Annotated in this window: 15 protein-coding genes; 8 read left to right on the top strand and 7 right to left on the bottom strand. The window is 72.1% G+C overall.

The annotated features are described in order from the left end of the window. The first annotated feature begins 6 nt into the window (after positions 1 to 6). Positions 7 to 1,152, top strand: coding sequence for a glycosyltransferase (locus tag KXC43_RS07370; RefSeq protein WP_221375174.1), 1,146 nt, complete (start codon positions 7 to 9; stop codon positions 1,150 to 1,152). A 191-nt stretch (positions 1,153 to 1,343) separates the two neighbouring features. Here KXC43_RS07370 and KXC43_RS07365 read toward each other — a convergent pair whose 3' ends face one another. The 4 genes from KXC43_RS07365 to KXC43_RS07350 form a co-directional block, all read right to left on the bottom strand. Beyond that, the gene (locus KXC43_RS07365) at positions 1,344 to 2,324 is read right to left on the bottom strand and encodes a methyltransferase (RefSeq protein ID WP_221375173.1); all 981 of its coding nucleotides are present in this window, start codon (positions 2,322 to 2,324) and stop codon (positions 1,344 to 1,346) included. Positions 2,325 to 2,474: 150 nt separating this feature from the next. Continuing rightward, the gene (locus KXC43_RS07360) at positions 2,475 to 3,254 is read right to left on the bottom strand and encodes a hypothetical protein (RefSeq protein WP_221375172.1); all 780 of its coding nucleotides are present in this window, start codon (positions 3,252 to 3,254) and stop codon (positions 2,475 to 2,477) included. 107 nt (positions 3,255 to 3,361) lie between these two features. Then, positions 3,362 to 3,823, bottom strand: coding sequence for a hypothetical protein (locus KXC43_RS07355; protein WP_221375171.1), 462 nt, complete (start codon positions 3,821 to 3,823; stop codon positions 3,362 to 3,364). Between the two features lie 68 nt (positions 3,824 to 3,891). Continuing rightward, the gene (locus tag KXC43_RS07350; protein ID WP_308128995.1) at positions 3,892 to 5,457 is read right to left on the bottom strand and encodes a M28 family peptidase; all 1,566 of its coding nucleotides are present in this window, start codon (positions 5,455 to 5,457) and stop codon (positions 3,892 to 3,894) included. 273 nt (positions 5,458 to 5,730) lie between these two features. Here KXC43_RS07350 and KXC43_RS52615 point away from each other — a divergent pair, with 273 nt between their 5' ends. After that, complete coding sequence (locus KXC43_RS52615) at positions 5,731 to 7,068, top strand: vanadium-dependent haloperoxidase (RefSeq protein ID WP_221375170.1); 1,338 nt, start codon at positions 5,731 to 5,733, stop codon at positions 7,066 to 7,068. 211 nt (positions 7,069 to 7,279) lie between these two features. Further along, positions 7,280 to 8,287 (top strand): DNA topoisomerase IB, encoded by a 1,008-nt coding sequence (locus tag KXC43_RS07340; RefSeq protein WP_221375169.1) that lies wholly within the window; start codon positions 7,280 to 7,282, stop codon positions 8,285 to 8,287. 147 nt (positions 8,288 to 8,434) lie between these two features. Here the strand turns inward: KXC43_RS07340 and KXC43_RS07335 are convergent, their stop codons facing one another. Then, positions 8,435 to 9,298, bottom strand: coding sequence for a LysR family transcriptional regulator (locus KXC43_RS07335; RefSeq protein WP_221375168.1), 864 nt, complete (start codon positions 9,296 to 9,298; stop codon positions 8,435 to 8,437). A 77-nt stretch (positions 9,299 to 9,375) separates the two neighbouring features. On the opposite strand from KXC43_RS07335, the gene KXC43_RS07330 reads away from it, so the two are divergent. Beyond that, positions 9,376 to 10,788 (top strand): NAD-dependent succinate-semialdehyde dehydrogenase, encoded by a 1,413-nt coding sequence (locus tag KXC43_RS07330; protein ID WP_221375167.1) that lies wholly within the window; start codon positions 9,376 to 9,378, stop codon positions 10,786 to 10,788. Positions 10,789 to 10,794: 6 nt separating this feature from the next. Here the strand turns inward: KXC43_RS07330 and KXC43_RS07325 are convergent, their stop codons facing one another. Continuing rightward, on the bottom strand, positions 10,795 to 12,210 hold the full coding sequence (locus KXC43_RS07325) for an MFS transporter (RefSeq protein WP_221375166.1): 1,416 nt from the start codon (positions 12,208 to 12,210) through the stop codon (positions 10,795 to 10,797). 9 nt (positions 12,211 to 12,219) lie between these two features. Then, on the bottom strand, positions 12,220 to 12,921 hold the full coding sequence (locus KXC43_RS07320) for an HAD family hydrolase (protein ID WP_221375165.1): 702 nt from the start codon (positions 12,919 to 12,921) through the stop codon (positions 12,220 to 12,222). A gap of 24 nt (positions 12,922 to 12,945) precedes the next feature. Between KXC43_RS07320 and KXC43_RS50585 the strand changes: the two genes are divergently transcribed. From KXC43_RS50585 to KXC43_RS07300, 4 genes are all read left to right on the top strand, one after another. Then, a complete protein-coding gene (locus tag KXC43_RS50585; protein WP_308128994.1) occupies positions 12,946 to 13,584 on the top strand; it encodes a GNAT family N-acetyltransferase in 639 nt (212 codons plus the stop codon). A gap of 129 nt (positions 13,585 to 13,713) precedes the next feature. Beyond that, positions 13,714 to 14,454, top strand: coding sequence for a S1 family peptidase (locus tag KXC43_RS07310; protein ID WP_221375164.1), 741 nt, complete (start codon positions 13,714 to 13,716; stop codon positions 14,452 to 14,454). Positions 14,455 to 14,547: 93 nt separating this feature from the next. Continuing rightward, complete coding sequence (locus KXC43_RS07305) at positions 14,548 to 15,099, top strand: DUF4262 domain-containing protein (protein WP_221375163.1); 552 nt, start codon at positions 14,548 to 14,550, stop codon at positions 15,097 to 15,099. Positions 15,100 to 15,151: 52 nt separating this feature from the next. After that, positions 15,152 to 15,802: an MSMEG_1061 family FMN-dependent PPOX-type flavoprotein gene (locus KXC43_RS07300; protein ID WP_221375162.1), complete on the top strand. Its 651-nt coding sequence runs from the start codon at positions 15,152 to 15,154 to the stop codon at positions 15,800 to 15,802. The last annotated feature ends 43 nt before the right edge of the window (positions 15,803 to 15,845 follow it).

The raw sequence follows: 15,845 nt of genomic DNA, 5'->3' as shown, positions 1-15,845 counted from the left end.
GCTCGCATGCGGATTCTGATCGTCACCGCGGGCTCGCGGGGTGACGTCGCGCCGTTCACCGGCCTCGGTCAGCGACTGCGGCAGGCGGGCCACGATGTGGCGCTGGCCGCCCACGACCGGTTCGCCGGCCTGGTGCGCGGGGCTGGGCTGGAACACCGGCTCCTTCCGGGCGACCCGGTCGAGCTCGTGCGCGCCCGCACCGCCGCTCCCACCCCGCAGGAAGCCCGGACGGTTTTCGCTGCATTCGTCGACGAACTGGGCGACGGCGTGGTCGCGGCGGTAGCCGCCGGGGCCGACGTCGTCCTCACCGCGTTCGGCCCGGCTCCACTGAGCCGGGCGGTGGCCGAGCGATTCGGTATCCCGAGCGCCGGTGTCTATCTCGCACCCGGTGTCCCGGCCGACCAACCCGGATGGCCCGTGCACTACGAGACAGCGGCCCGGTCGGCGGCCCTCTACGCCGGTGTTCTGCGGCGGCTGCAGCTCCCGGCGCAGGTACGCGAGCCGTGGCCGGTCTTCCACGGTTTCAGCCCCGCGGTCGTTCCGCGGCCCGCCGACTGGCCGGCGAACGTTCACGTCACCGGATACTGGTGGCCCGCCGAACCGGCGGGCTGGCAGCCGCCGGACGTGCTGGTCGACTTCCTTCAGGCCGGGCCGCCGCCGGTGTTCGTCGGGTTCGGCAGCATGACCCCCGGGCATGAGCACCTGCCGGGAGTTGTCGCGGCCGCCGTGGCCCGAGCCGGAGCCCGAGCGGTCGTGCAGTCCGGTTGGGCCGGGCTCGGGCCGATCGGCGACGACCTCCTGGTGGTCGGCGACCTGCCGCACGACTGGCTCTTCCCTCGTACGGCGGCAGTGGTCCACCATGCGGGGGCGGGCACCACCGGCGCCGGACTCCGGGCGGGAGTGCCGGCCGTCGCCGTTCCCGTCCTGCTCGATCAGCCCTTCTGGGCGGGCCGGCTGCACGACCTCGGCGTGGCGCCTCCTCCCCTGCTGATGGCTGAGCTGACCGCCGAGACCCTGGGTGACGCGCTGCGGTCGTCGCTCACTCAGCCGTCCTGTCGCGACCGCGCTGCGATTCTGGCCCGGCAGCTCGCCACCGAAGACGGAGCCGAGGCGGTGCTGCAATTCGTGGAGCGGCTCGAAACTCAGTCGTAGGGACGCCGGACGGCAGTGTCAGCGACTCGAACCCGCTCGTGAGCACGCCGAATTGCAGAATCTGTTCATGGCGGAGGCTCGGCCAGAAAGCGGCGAGGGGGCGAACGGGTCCGTTGTACGGCGGATGGCGGCGTTGTCGGGCTCGGGACGAAGCTGTAACCACGCCGCCTCACGGTGGTGGGGAAGTGGGGTCAGAGCTTGGCTGTGATCACGCCGGACGGCGGTGGCAGCGGGGTCAGGCCGGTGAAGGTCCAGCCGCTGTCGGTCAGCCAGCCGGCCACCTCGTCGACCTGGTAGAGGTCGCCGCCGCTGATGATCAGGAACTCGCCGGCGCCGAAGCGGGCCGAGGGGTGTGGGGCCAGGTCGGTGCGCCACCAGTCGACCAGCAGCAGGGTCGTGCCCGGGGAGGCGGCCTCGCGCAGGCGGCGGAACAGTTCGGAGATCCGGTCCGGCGGCAGCAGGTGCACGAGGTTGGCGACCAGGATGACGTCGTGGCCCTCGGGCAGCGGGGTCTCGAAGATGTCGGCGCCGACCGCGGTGAGCCGGGGAACAGCCTGCCCGGCCACCACCGCGGCCACCTCGGGCAGGTCGACCAGGGTGGCGGACAGATTCTCGTACGCGGAAAGGAGGGGCCGGACGAACGTGCCGTAGCCGCCGCCCACATCGAGCAGCCGCCGGTGCCGGCCGAAGTCGTACGTGCGAGCGAGGTCGGCCGCCGTCTCGGCCGTCACGAGGGCGACCGTCGACTCGTACGCCTCGGTCTGCGCCTCGTCGAGCACCGGGCGCACGCCCTGCCGGGTGCGGAACGCCTCGACCGCATGGGTCCAGGCCGGGTAGCTCACCGAGTCCCAGTAGCGGGCCATCGTGCGCAGGTCGGCGGGCCCGCGGCCGGTGAGGAAGGCCTCGGCGTCGGGCGCGTTGCGGAACCCGCCGCCGTCGCGCACGAGCAGACCGGCGTCGGCCAGCAGATCGGCCATCGCCCGCGCGCTGCGTTCCGGGATGCCGCAGCGCTCGGCCAGCTGGGCCGGGGTGGCAGGCTCGGGCCCGGCCGCCTCGAACAGGCCGAATTCGACGGCCGCGAAGACCGTCTTCGAGATCATGAAGCCGCAGTACAGATCGATGATGCGCGCCGGGCCGGGCGGCCCGTCCGGCGACTCGAACACTCGGGCCATCTGACACCCCCGCGTCGGCTGTCCGTCCATTATGCTGCGTCGCGCGCTTCAATCAACGGTCGCGCCGAGATCAAGAGGGCGGCCCTCAACCATGGCTGAGGGCCGCCGGTGGCCGAGTCGTCGGATGTTCCGAGCGAAACGGCGCTGCGGTCAGCCGACTGTGACCGTGTCGCTCAGACTGCGGTCGGTGCACGAGAACTCGCCGTTCTCGTCGTTGCCGCACCACCCGAACTGGCTGGTGACGCTGACCGTCCCGGCTCGGAACGACGGCTGGCTCACCGTTCCGGTGAAGACCACCTCGGTCGTCTCCCACTGGCCGGTGCACTCGTATTCGAAGCCGCCGTGGCCGTACGCGACGCGGCCGTCGACCGCCTGCGCCACCGTGATCCCGGTGCTCGTGGCCGGACTGGAGTCGCACTTCCAGACCGCGTTCAGGGTCATCTTGTCGGCGGCCGGGTCGACCGAGGCGCCGTAGAAGAACATCGTCGGCACACCCGGCGCGCTGATCACGTTGCGCGGGGCACCGTCCCCCAACGTGACGGCTCCCTCCTGTTTCTGCTGCGTGTTGTTGCCGCCGGCGAGCAGGAACGCCGCGGTCAGCTCGTGGGTCGCCGGGCCGGGCTGCGCCGCGAGGCGGAACGAGTACCACGCGCGCAGCGACACGTCCTGCGGGCGGCCGGTGCAGTCCAAGTAGAGCGTGCCGGTAGCGCTGGTCGACTCCTCGCCGACCTCTTGCGAGACGTACTGGTTGAGCGCGAAGCGGCCCGGACCGCCGCAGTTGACGGTGTAGCGGAAATCGACCCCGGCTCCGCCGGCCACCACGGTGGCCGAGACCAGCCGCACGGTGGGCGCCGCCGCGGCCGCGCTCGCCGGCGTCGCGAAGGCCAGGCCCGACAGCACCAGCGCGATCGACAGGAATATCCGTCGCATGTGGAATCCTCCCCGCGGACCGGGAACCGCGCCCCGTGTCGCGAATGGCATTCCCGTGCCGCGGCAGCATCCTGCCAAAGATCGTCGACGCCGTGGGGGCGGCGGGGTCAGGCGCGGCGGACGGCGACGGTGGCGCGCTGGGCGGTGGCGTAGATGGTGCCGGCCCAGCCCTCGGCGTCGCGGAAGGAGAGGCTCGTGGCGCCGGCCTCGGCCCGGTCGGCGACGATCGTGAAGGAGGCCCGCTGCAGCTCGCTGCGGTAGAACGAGAGGACCGCCTCGGGACCGGGCGCGGTCAGCGTGAACGACGCGCCGGCCTCGCTGTCGGCCAGGGCGGTCACCTGGCTGCCGGGCGGCAGGCGGAAGGTCGCGGGCACGTTCAGGACGCCGGTGATGGCGGCTGCGGCGGCCTGAACCTCGCGTGCGGGCGCGCGCACCTCGGCCGCGGGAGCCGGGGCAATGGCGGCCTGCTCGTGGCGGCGCTGGTCGGCGGGGGCCGCGTTTCCGCAGGCTCCGGCGCCGGCCACAGCCAGCAGGGTGGCGACCAGGGTGCCGATCCGCCTCGCGATCATGCGAACCATTCTCCGTCATCGGGTCAAGGTGGTGACCGGCGGTGTGACGCCGGCCACCACCATTGTCCCTAACTCAGCCAATCACCGTGACTGTTCCGGTCGGCCGCCGCCGCCCGGGCCGCCGAGACCGCCGCGGCGCGTGGCGGGATCGACGACGTGTCCTTGGCGAAAGTGGCCACCGCGGTGGCGACCGCGTCGGCGTTGGTGTCGAGCGCGAACGTGTTGACGTTGCCGAACAGCTTGTTCTTGTAGGCCCGCCGGAGCTGGGCGTACAACGCCTTGTCGGCGCCGTCCCGCTCGGGCGTCAGGCTGTCGCAGGCCTGGTGGTAGCAGGGGTCGTAGGCCGCCCCGGCGACGCCGCCCCACTTGGTCACGTCGTCCGCGGTCTTCTCGACCTCGGCCCCGGTGAACAGGCCGCCGGCCGGGATGCCGGTGCCGATGAAGGGCCCGTAGTCGGAGCGGCCGGTGAAGTCCGAGGCCGCCGTGAACTGCCGGCGGTCGGCGAAGAACTTCTGGAAGACGGCCTCGATCTGGGCCGAGCCGGCCGGCCCGGGCCCGGCGCCGGTGGCGTCGGAGTCGTCACCGTCGTACACGCCGAACGTGTAGTTGGGCGAGCCGATCATGTCGAAGTTGAGGTAGAGCGCGATCTTGGCGTGCTCCTCCTCGCTCAGGCTGTTCACATAGAACGTCGAGCCGACCAGGTTGGCCTCCTCGGCGCCCCACCAGGCGAACCGCAGCTTGTTCTTGGTCTTCTGGTTGCGCATCTGGAGCGCCGTCTCGAGGATGCCGGCGCTGCCGGTGCCGTTGTCGTTGATGCCCGGCCCCGCGGGCACCGAGTCGAGGTGGGCGCCGGACATGACGACCTCGTCCGGGTTGCCGTGGCGCGACTCGGCGATCACGTTCTCGGTCTGCCGCACGTCGGCCACCGTGTCGGTCGTGATCGACAGGGTGAGGCCGGCGGTGCCGGCGAAGGCAACACCCTGCGGGTACGACACCCCGATGGCCGGAATGCCGACCGGAGTGCCCAGGGTGCCGAAGAAGAGGTCCTGGCGGTCCGCCCCCGTGGTGTCACCCTGGTTCATGATGATGACCCCGATCGCGCCCGCCGCCTCGGCATTGGCCGCTTTCTGGCCGAACGGGCATCCGCCCCGCTGCACGAGCGCGATCCGGCCGGTCACGCCCACGAAGTCGGCCGCCTCGCAGCCCGAGGTGCTGGTGTTGGGTGTCGTCAGCTGCAGGTCGACCGGGACGACGGGTCCGGTCGCCGTTCCGGAGCCGGAACAGTCCATGACGTCGTAGTCGACCTGGTCGGTGTAGGTGGCCGGCGCCGGCGCGGTCTGCGCGAACGACGACCCGTTCTCGGTACAGAAATTGAACTCGAACGGCTGCCGGGTGACCTGGTAGCCGGCCGCTCGCATCAGCGTCGCGACATAGTCGGCGCTGCGCTTGTATCCGGGCGTTCCGGACGCCCGCGTGTCCCCGCTGATCTTGGCGATTGCCTGGAACGCCACGAGGTGCCGCAGCACCCCGGCCAACGTGACCGCCTTGGTCACATCCTTGACTGAGCTCCCGGACGAGGCCTGCGCGGGCCCGGCGGCGACAAAGCCGCCCAGCAGCACGGCCGCGGCGGCCACGCCGCCTACCCGTCTCCATGTCGATCGAGACACCACGATGTGCTCTCCCCTGGTCGAACGGTGGACCTGAATATGCAGCAACCTAGATCCGTCACCGTCCGCACGGAACCCGTCACTCAGCCATCCGTTGCCACCTTCCGGCCATCGTCCGGATCAAGCATCCATTGACGTCGATGGCGGGGCATGCGAAGAATCGGGGGAAGCCGTACGGGGGTCCGGCTGGGGAAGACTGGCCGGGGGGCCCCGTGCATCCATCGCTCACGGGGGACCCTGGTGAAACGACGATCCGTCCTGAGAAACACCCTCGCGCTCGGCCTCGCGGCCGCGACCGGAAGCACCGCGGTCGTGCTGGCGAGTTCCGGCCCGGCCGGGGCGATTCCCGCCGGTACCGACCACGTGATCCTGTGGAACGAAGCCCTGCGGTACGCCTTCAGCCGCACCGATTTCGCCCCGGGCCCGCTCACCCGTTGGGCGGCCGTGCTGAACGCGGCGATCTACGACACGGTCGTCTCGCTGCAGGGCAACGCCACCCCCTACCTGGGGCGGGTGTCACGCGAGCCGAACTACAACTACGACGTCGTGTCCAACATCGATGCCGCGGCGCGAACTGTCCTGCCGCGAATCTTTCCGACCGTCGACTTCACTGCCTTCTACGCCGAGGCGGCCAAGTACAAGCCGGTCGGCAACCCGGGCCCGGAGGGTTGGAGCACGTCGGTCGGGGTCACCGCGGCCCAGCGCATCCTGGCCGCCCGGGCGAACGACAACTCGAACGACGACACCCCGTACGCCGACGGCACTGAGCCCGGCCAGTGGCGTCAGACCGGATCCGGTCCGGCGGCGACGCCCAACTGGGGTGGGGTTACGCCGTTCACCCTGAGCTCGGGAACCCAGTTCCGGCCGCCCCTGCCGGGCGGGTTCAGCTCACTGCCCGCGTTGCTGGCCAGTCCGCAGTACGCCGCGCAGGTCAACGAGGTGAAGTCGCTCGGCGCGGTCAACTCCACCACGCGCACCGCCGAGCAGACGAAGATCGCCTTCTTCTGGGCCAACGACGTCGCGGGCACCTACAAGCCGCCGGGCCAACTGCTGCGCCACACGTCGATCCTGGCCCTGGAACGGAACCTCGACTCCTTCCAGGCCGCCCGGCTCTACACCCTGGTCACCCTGGCCATGGCCGACGCCGCCATCGTGTCGTGGGACGCCAAGTTCCGTACCCCCATCGACCTGTGGCGTCCGGAGTCGGCGATCCGCCTGGCCGACACCGACGGCAACCCGGCCACGGTGGCCGACCCGAACTGGCAGCCTCTGTCGGTCAACCGCAGCGGCGTGCGGTTCTCGCCGCCCTTCCCGGCCTACACCTCCGGGCACGCCACGCTGGCCGGCGCATGGGCCGGGGTCATGAGGCGGTACTTCGGCACCGACAACGTCACCTTCCGGGTCGACAGCGTCGACCCGAACGAGCAGCAGTACCGGACATACACGTCGTTCTCGTCCGCCGCCGCCGAGAACGCCCGGAGCCGCGTCTACCTGGGGGTGCATTACCAGTGGGACGCTGACTTCGGAATGTCCTCGGGTGACGCGGTCGCGGGGCAGGCGTTCGCCCGGCTGAGCTGACCGATCCGGCCCGCCCGCCATCGGTGCGGGCGGGCCGGACGCCGCGCGTTCAGTGGCCTACGACCCACACCGCCACTCACGCCTGCACGGGTGGCGCATTCGCCGGCACGACCGGGCCAGTCCGTACCTCCGCGGAGGATCGGCGCGGTCGAGGTGAGGTGCCGGTCTCAAGATCCGGCCGCCGCCGGTCGCCGTGATTACCGTGGGGCGGGTGATCAGCGAGCATCCCCGGCCGCCGGGCTACCGGCGTCAGGGTTCTTCGTACGTGGACGACGCCGGCCGGGCGGTGACCGACGGCGAGGCGGTCGCGCGCATCAGGGCGCTGGCCGTGCCGCCGGCCTGGCGCGACGTGTGGATCGCGGCCGATCCCGGAGCCAAGGTGCAGGCGGTCGGCGTCGACAGCGCGGGGCGCACGCAGTATCGCTATGCGGCGTGGTGGATCGAGAGCCGGTCGCGTGACAAGTTCGCCCATGTGCCGGGCTTTGCTGCTTCGCTGCCGTCGTTGCGGGAGCACGTCAGCCGCGGTCTGGGGGCGCATCGGCGTGAGCTAAACCGGGACCACGTGCTGAGCGCGGCCGTGCGGCTGCTCGACCTGGGGTTCTTCCGGGTCGGGTCGGAGCGCTACGCCCGCGACAACCACACGTACGGGCTGACCACCCTGCAGCGCCACCACGTGCGCGTGAGCGGTGAGACGGTCATGTTCGACTACTCGGCCAAGGAGCACCTGCATCGGGTGGTCGAGGTGGCCGACCCGGTGCTGGCGCCGTGGGCGCGGCGGCTGCTTCGGCGGCCGGACGACGACCCGGCCTTCCTCGCCTGGAGCCGGGAGGACGGGGGCTGGCAGCGGGTGCACAGCACGCACGTCAACGCTTTCATCCACGCGTACACCGGGCTCGACGCGACGGCCCGGCGGTTTCGCACCTGGGCCGGCACCGTGCTGGCGGCCGCGGCCCTCGGCGGCGCCCGGCACGACGAGAAGTCCCGCTCCCCGCAGCTGGCTGCGGTTCGCGCCACGAGCCGGCTGCTCGGCAACACCCCGGCTGTTGCCCGCGCCTCCTACATCCATCCGGCCGTGCTCACGTCCTTCGAGGGCGGGCGCACGATCGCCGGCGCCGTCCGGGAGGCCGCCGGCCGCATTGGGGACGACCGCCTCAGCGTGCTGTGGCGCGACCCGGCGGTGCAGGCAGCCACGCTCGAACTCCTGCCGCGTCCGAAGTAGGTCCCAGGATTCCCGCCGCTGCTGCAGCGAGCACGGCGCTCAGGGCTGAACCGCCGGCGGATGACGATTCCGTTGACCGCGGTCCGGCCCGGCGCGGTCCGGTTCGATCACCGGCGCGCCGGATCCCGGTGACGGCGGTCCTGCTCCTCAGAGGCCGTAGCGGCCGGCGCAGAAGGACCGTAGCCGTTCGGCGATCGACTCGAGGGTGGCGGCGCCGTGGTGGTGCGGTTCCCAGGCGGCGTAGAGGCTGATCCGTACGCCCTGGATCGCCACCGGCCGCAGGCCGAAGCGGGGATCGTCGGAGACGACCGCCACCCCGCGGCCCGAGGCGGCCACGGCCTGGGCCACCTCGGCCGTGGCGAACTCGTGGAACTCGCCGTACGCCAGTCCGGCCGCCGCCAGAGCCTGGTCGAGGGCCCGCCGCGGGTGGAAGTCGCGGGTCTGCAGCAGCAGCGTGCGGGTCACCAGCTCGTCGACCGTGACGGTCTCGCGGCGGCCCCACCGGTCGTCCGGTCGCACGTACGCCCAGACCGGCAGCTCGGCCAGCGGCATGCCTTCGAGGTCGGACGGCCAGGGGGTCGTCCCGATGGCCAGGTCGGCCCCGCGGCTCAGCGTCGCGTACACCGATGCCGGCACCTCCTCCCACACCGCGGGCATCGGGTCGTCGGCGGTGAGGGTGGCCAGGAACGGCGCCACCACGTCGGTCAGCGTGGTGCCGGGGGCTGAGATGGTCAGCCGTCGCAGGCGGCCGGCGGCGATGGCGCGCGCTGTCTCCCACGCCCTCTCGGCCTGGGCCAGCAGCCGCCGGGCGACGGGCAGGAACTCGCTGCCGGCCGCGCTCAGCCGGAACGGGCCCCGGTCGCGGACGAACAGCTCGATCCCCAGCTGCCGTTCCAGCTGGTGCACCTGCCGGGACATCGAGGGCTGGGTGAGGTGGAGCGCCGCCGCGGCCGCGGTGACTGACCCGGCGTCGGCGATCGTCACGAAGTAGCGCACCGGTCGAAGCTCCACGCCCATGCCTCCCGAGCATCGTTCCGCGGCTTTTCAAGTATTGGACAGCATGGCATCCGGCTGCCGAGGCTGGACGCATGACGCACACGGGACTCTTCATCGGCGGCGCCTGGCGCGACTCGGGCGACGGCGCGACCGTCGACGTCGAGAACCCGGCCACCGGAGAGGTGCTGGCCTCGGCAGCCGACGCGACACCGGCCGACGGGCTGGCCGCGCTGACCGCCGCACACGAGGCGCAGCGGCAGTGGGCGGCCACCCCGGCACGCACCCGCGGCGAGATCCTGCGCGCCGCGTTCGAGCTGCTCACCGAGCGGCGCGAGCAGTTCGCGGCGTTGATGACGGCGGAGATGGGCAAGCCGCCCGCCGAAGCGCGCGGCGAGGTCGCGTACGGCGCCGAGTTCTTCCGCTGGTTCGCCGAGGAGGCGGTGCGGGCCGGGGGCACCTGGTCGACCGCCCCGGACGGCGCCACCCGGCTGCTGACCGTGCGGCAGCCGGTCGGCCCGGCCCTGCTGATCACGCCGTGGAACTTTCCGCTGGCCATGGGCACTCGCAAGATCGGCGCCGCGGTGGCGGCCGGCTGCACCATGGTGGTCAAGCCGGCCACCCAGACCCCGCTGACCATGCTGGCCCTGGCCGACCTGCTGCGCGAGGCGGGGTTGCCGGCCGGCGTTCTCAATGTCGTGCCCACCACGCGTACGGCCGAGGTCGTGGAACCGCTCGTGCGGGACCCCCGCACCCGCAAGCTCAGCTTCACCGGCTCCACCCCGGTCGGGCGCCTGCTGATGGAGCAGGCGGCCGAGCAGTTGCTGCGCCTCTCGCTGGAACTCGGCGGCAACGCGCCGTTCCTGGTCTTCCCCGACGCCGACCTCGACGCCGCGGTGGACGGCGCGATGGCGGCCAAGATGCGCAACATGGGCCAGGCCTGCACGGCGGCGAACCGTTTCCTGGTGCACGAGTCGGTGGCGGCCGAGTTCACCGCGCGGTTCGCCGACCGGATGGCCGCCCTGCGCGTGGGGGAGGACGTCGGTCCGCTCATCGACGCCGGCGCCCGGTCGAAAGTGGCCGCGCTGGTCGACGACGCGGTCCGGCTCGGAGCGAAGGTGCTGTGCGGCGGCTCGCCGACCGGCGGCGCGGGCTACTACTACCCGCCGACCGTGCTCACCGGCGTGCCGGCGGAGGCGGAGCTGAACCGGCAGGAGATCTTCGGCCCGGTCGCGCCGATCGCCACGTTCGCCGACGAGGACGAGGCGGTGGCGCGGGCCAACGACACCGAGTACGGCCTGGTGGCGTACGTCTTCACGCGCGACCTGTCGAGGGCCGTGCGGGTCAGCGAGGCCCTCGAGGCCGGCATGGTCGGCGTCAACCAAGGCATCGTGTCGCACCCGGCGGCGCCGTTCGGCGGCGTCAAAGCCTCCGGCTTCGGCCGCGAGGGCGGCGCCGAGGGCATCGACGAGTACCTCGAGACGAAATACGTCGGCCTGGCCGTCTGACGGCTTCTATGCGGGGACCGCGTCCTCGACCCGCTGGGCGGTGGCCTGGGCCCGGCGCCCGGTCGTGACCACACCCAGGGTCAGCACGGCGAAGCCGCAGCCGACGATGATCCACCAGCCGGCGTGACTGGCGGCGGCGAAACCGGTGGCCATCGACCCGTCGAAGCCGGACACGACCGCGGCCCCGATGACCGCCACGCCGAGCGACCCGCCCACCTGCCGCGACGTCGACGCGACGGCCGCCGCCACCCCGGCCTGGGCCCGCGGCATGCCGGCGACCGCGGTGTTCGTGATCGGGGCGTTGACCAGCCCGAACCCGATGCCGAAGAGCAGATAGCAGCCGATCAGCACGGCGTCCGGGGTCGTGGTGGTGAGGCGGGTCAGCGGCAGGACGGCCAGGGTCATCGCGGTCCCGGCGAGGATCAGCGGCAGCCGGGCGCCGCGGGCGGCGACCAGCCGGCCCGACAGCGGCGCGAACACTGCGGTCATGGCGGCCATGGGCAGCGTGTGGAGCCCGGCGTGCAGGGCCGACAGCCCGCGGGCGTCCTGCAGATAGAGCGTGTTGAGGAACAGGAACCCGGCCAGCGCGGCGAAGGCCGAGACGGCGATGAGGGTGGCCCCGCTGAACGGGACGCTGCGGAAGAAGCGCAGGTCGAGCAGCGGATCGGCGCGCCTGGGCTCGTACCGCAGCAGGCCGGCCAGCGCGGCCGCGCCCAGCACGAAACAGCCGACGATCTCGGCCGAGCCCCAGCCCACGCCGGGCCCCTCGATGATTCCGTACGTGATGGAGGCCAGCAGGATCAGCACCAGAGCCTGTCCCACCAGATCGATGCGGCGGGGCCGCGGCGCCCGCGACTCGGGCACGAACAACGCGGTCAGCACGACGGCGGTGATCCCGACCGGCACGTTGATCCAGAAGATCGAGCGCCACCCCAGCGTCTCGACCAGAACGCCCCCCAGCACCGGCCCGAGCGCCATGCTGAGCCCGACCACGCCGCCCCACACCCCGATGGCCCGGGCCCGCTCGCGCGGCTCGGTGAACGTGTTGGTGATGATCGACATGGCCACCGGGTTGAGCATCGACCCGCCGACCGCCTGCATCATCCGGAAGACGATCAGCCATCCCAGCCCCGGCGCCACACTGCACAGCAGGGAGCCGACGGTGAACAGGGCCAGACCCGTTTGAAAGGTACGCCGCCGTCCCACCCGGTCGGCCGTGCTGCCGGCGAGAATCAGCAGGCTGGCCAGCACCAACGTGTAGGCGTCGAGCACCCATTGCAGCCCCGACACCGACGTGTCCAGGTCGGCCCGCAGAGCCGGCAGCGCGATGTTGACGATGGTGTTGTCCAGCCCCACGATGAACAGGCTGAGACAACAGATGGCCAGCACGAGCGCACGCCGGCGGGGACTGAGATCAGGCACCCACGCTTTCTACCCCCGGAACGGCCCGCCCGCCCGTCGCGCCCGCACCAATGTGACGACGTCGGGCAGTGAGTCCACCGCGACGTCGGCCTGAGCACGCAGGCGGGGGAGCGTGCCGGGCGCGGCTGCGGCGGCGGCCTGCTCGGCCAGGACGACCTGGGCGAAGCCGGCGGCGCGGGCGCCGGCCAGTTCGTTGTTGCTGCCGTCGCCGACGTAGGTGGCCGAGCGCGCCGCCACCCCGAGGCGCTCGAGCACGTGGTCGTAGGCCTCGCGGTCGGGCTTGCAGTGGCCGATCTCGTGGGAGAGGGCGACGACGTCGACCAGCGGGGCCAGCGGCGACTCGGGCCAGGCGCGCAGTTCCAGGGCGTGCGTGTTGCTCAGGACGCCCAGCTTGAGGCCCCGTTCGCGCAGCGCGGTCAGCGTCGCCACCGACGACGGGGGTGGGTTCAGCAGGGCCTCGCGGCGGTCCCTGTCCCAGCCGGCTTCGGCGCGGGCCAGGTCGGCCTCCGACGCGTTCGTGACGGCGCGCAGCCAGGTGATTTCGGGGTCGGGACCGGGGGCCCGGCCGGACTCGAGCACCGGTTCGAACTCGTTCCAGCTCGCCTTCAGGGCCGCCCGGTCGACGCCGAGCATCTCGGCCAGCCATCTCATCCGGCCCGGTCCGCCGGGGTGGACGAGCGTGTAGAGGAGGTCGAAAACCACGGCTTCCACACCGGGAAGCTAGCGGTTCCGGGCGTGGAACGTCCGGAACCGGGCCTACGCTTCGTCGCCGTGGAGCAGAACGACGTATCGGTGATTCCGGCCAACGAGGCGAGCTGGGACGACCTGCAGACGGTGTTCGGGCGTGGGGGTGCGGCGAAGTGCCAGTGCCAGCGGGTCAAGCTGGGCGACCGGGCCTGGTTCGACACGGGGATCGAGGAGCGGGCGCACCGGCTGCGGGAGGAGACCGACTGCGGGCATCCGGAGGCGGAGGACACCAGCGGCCTGGTCGCCTATCTGGACGGTGAGCCGGTGGGCTGGGTCGCGGTCGAGCCGCGTGTGGCGTACCGGCGGCTGCGGGGCTCGCCGGTGCCGTGGGCCGGGCGCAACGAGGACCCGGAGGACCCGGACGTGTGGGCGATCGTCTGCTTCGCGGTCCGGGCCGGCTATCGGGGGCGGGGAATCACCCGGCCGCTGGCGCGGGCGGCTGCCGACTACGCGCGTGAGCGCGGGGCGAAGGCGGTCGAGGGCTATCCGATGATTCCCCGGCCGGGGCAGAACGTGACGTGGGGCGAGATGAACGTCGGCTCCCGCACCACGTTTCTGGCGGCCGGCTTCCGGGAGGTCAGCCGGCCGACCACCCGGCGCGTGGTCATGCGGCTGGAGCTCGGCTGACCGCGGCGCACCATCACGTGGCGATAGGCCCCAGCTGGCATGTATCGACCTGTGTCTATTTACGGTTACCGTGTGGCCGGGCCACCCGCCCGTTGTCATCCCGCTCCCGGTCAGACAGGACGATCCCTCATGCGCCTCCTCGCCCGGACTCTGCTCACCGCCACCGCTGTGCTCGCCGCGGGCCTGCTCTCGCCGGCCGGCGCCGCGGTTGCCGCGCCCACCGGCGATCCCGGCACCAACGTCGTCGGCGGTCAGCAGGCAACCGAGAACTACCCGTTCATGGTCTACACCTCCGGCTGCACCGGCTCGCTGATCAAGGCGAACTGGGTGGTCACCGCGAAACACTGCCCGACCCCTTCCTCCGTACGGGTGGGAAGCATCAACCGCAGCAGCGGCGGCACCGTCGTCTCTGTGCGGCGCGCGGTCAGCCACCCGCGTATCGACGTGAAGCTGTTCGAGCTCGCCTCGTCGGTCAGCTACGCGCCCGCGCCCATCCCGTCCACGTCGGGCGCTGTCGGCACCGCCACCCGCATCATCGGCTGGGGCCAGACCTGCGCCCCGCGCGGCTGCGGTTCCGCGCCGACCGTGGCCCACCAGCTCGACACGTCGATCGTGACCGACAGCCGCTGCGCCGGCATCGACGCCGCGTACGAGATCTGCACCAACAACACCGGCGGCGTGGCCGGCGCCTGCTACGGCGACTCGGGCGGCCCGCAGGTCCGCACGGTGAGCGGCCGCTGGAACCTGATCGGCGTCACCAGCCGGGCCGGCAACAACAGCTCCACCTGCGCCACCGCACCGTCCATCTACGGCGACCTGCCGTCGATCCGCGCCTGGGTCAACACCCAGGTCGGCGGCCTCCCGGCCTGACGACAAGCACCCTGTGGCCCGGCGCACCCGCGCCGGGCCACGCCGTCGCACGGGACTGCGAACCGGCCGGCTGACGCCCGCTATGCTCCGCCGATGTCCGATGCGCTCGACCGCGAATGCCACTGCCTGCTGTGCGAGCAGCCACCGAAGCGTTGGTGGCGCTCGGCGGAGCGGTCGTTGCCGGCTCGCGAGCGCCGCAACAGCCGGCTGGTTCGCGAGTACGGCTGGGGTGTCACCGGTGTCCTCGGCACGACGATGCCCGACTGGGCATACTCGATCGGCCTGTGGCACAGCTACGGCAGTGTCGAGGTCTGTCTGCTCGGCCTCCCGCAGCAGAGGGCCATGCTCGCCGTCAACGAAGTCGGCGCGTTGGTCCGTGACGGGCTCACCCTGACTCCGGATCTCACGCTGGCCGGCGTGATCGAGGAAGGCGAACTCGTCCTGGCTCCGGTGCACGACAGTTGGTACGAACACCTTTTCGGTGCGGCCATCGACTATTACCAACGGCCGCCGTTCCCCATGGCGCAACTTCTCTGGCCGGACGAGGCGGGCCGGTACCCGGGTGACTCGGGCCAGCCGTCGCTCTGGCTGCCGATCGATGAACACCCGGGCAGTGTGTGGACGAGCGCCTCGGCGGCCCGGTAGGGGCGTCCGTCCGCGGACGGCTCGCATGCCCGCTGTCCATTAGGGTCGGGGAATGCAACCGACCAGTGCCTTCGACTCGTTGCAGCTCGACGCCGTGTCCGACCAGGTGGCGCTGCGCCGGGTCTACGACCTGCCCGGCGACCGGGCGGTGCGCAAGCAGATGACCGAGCTCACCGAGCTGACCCGGCGGTTGATCGACTGCTCGTCGCTGGTCTTCGTGGCCAGCGCGGACGCCGACGGCAACGCCGACGTGTCCCCCCGGGGCGGCCCGGCCGGATTCGTCACCGTGCTGGACTCCCGGACGGTGGCGGTACCGGACGCCACCGGCAACAAGCGCCTGGACACCCTGCAGAATGTCATCGCCACCGGGCGGGCGGCGCTGATGTTCGTCATTCCGGGGCGCACCACCACTCTGCGGGTGAACGGCCGGGCCTGCGTCTCCACCCGTTCCGAGCTGCTGGCGCGGCTGACCGCCGTGGGCAAGCCGCCGGCCAGCGCGCTGGTGCTGGGCATCGACGAGGTCTACCCGCACTGTCCCAAGGCTTTCCTGCGCGGCGCGGCCTGGAAGCCGGATCAGTGGCTGCCGGCGGACGCCCAGCCGACCTCGGCCGAGGTGACGCTGGCCCAGCTGCGGATGCCGGAGCTGACGATCGCTGACATCGAGCAGACGGAGGCGGACGCGCTGAGGTACCGGTACGAATGACCGGTCGCACGGCGAAGCGCCGCCGGTGACGGTACCGGCGGCG

It is taken from the genome of Paractinoplanes polyasparticus, assembly GCF_019710575.1.
GTDB classification, from domain to species: Bacteria; Actinomycetota; Actinomycetes; order Mycobacteriales; family Micromonosporaceae; genus Actinoplanes; species Actinoplanes polyasparticus.
Note: the sequence above shows the minus strand (reverse complement) of the source record. Positions and strands in the feature narration are given on the sequence as shown.

Bases quoted from the DNA above. Each gene is read 5' to 3' on its own strand.
- KXC43_RS07370 (WP_221375174.1), top strand. From the start codon at position 7: ATGCGGATTCTGATCGTCACCGCGGGCTCGCGGGGTGACGTCGCGCCG.
- KXC43_RS07365 (WP_221375173.1), bottom strand. From the start codon at position 2,324: ATGGCCCGAGTGTTCGAGTCGCCGGACGGGCCGCCCGGCCCGGCGCGC.
- KXC43_RS07360 (WP_221375172.1), bottom strand. From the start codon at position 3,254: ATGCGACGGATATTCCTGTCGATCGCGCTGGTGCTGTCGGGCCTGGCC.
- KXC43_RS07355 (WP_221375171.1), bottom strand. From the start codon at position 3,823: ATGATCGCGAGGCGGATCGGCACCCTGGTCGCCACCCTGCTGGCTGTG.
- KXC43_RS07330 (WP_221375167.1), top strand. From the start codon at position 9,376: ATGACGCACACGGGACTCTTCATCGGCGGCGCCTGGCGCGACTCGGGC.
- KXC43_RS07310 (WP_221375164.1), top strand. From the start codon at position 13,714: ATGCGCCTCCTCGCCCGGACTCTGCTCACCGCCACCGCTGTGCTCGCC.
- KXC43_RS07305 (WP_221375163.1), top strand. From the start codon at position 14,548: ATGTCCGATGCGCTCGACCGCGAATGCCACTGCCTGCTGTGCGAGCAG.
- KXC43_RS07300 (WP_221375162.1), top strand. From the start codon at position 15,152: ATGCAACCGACCAGTGCCTTCGACTCGTTGCAGCTCGACGCCGTGTCC.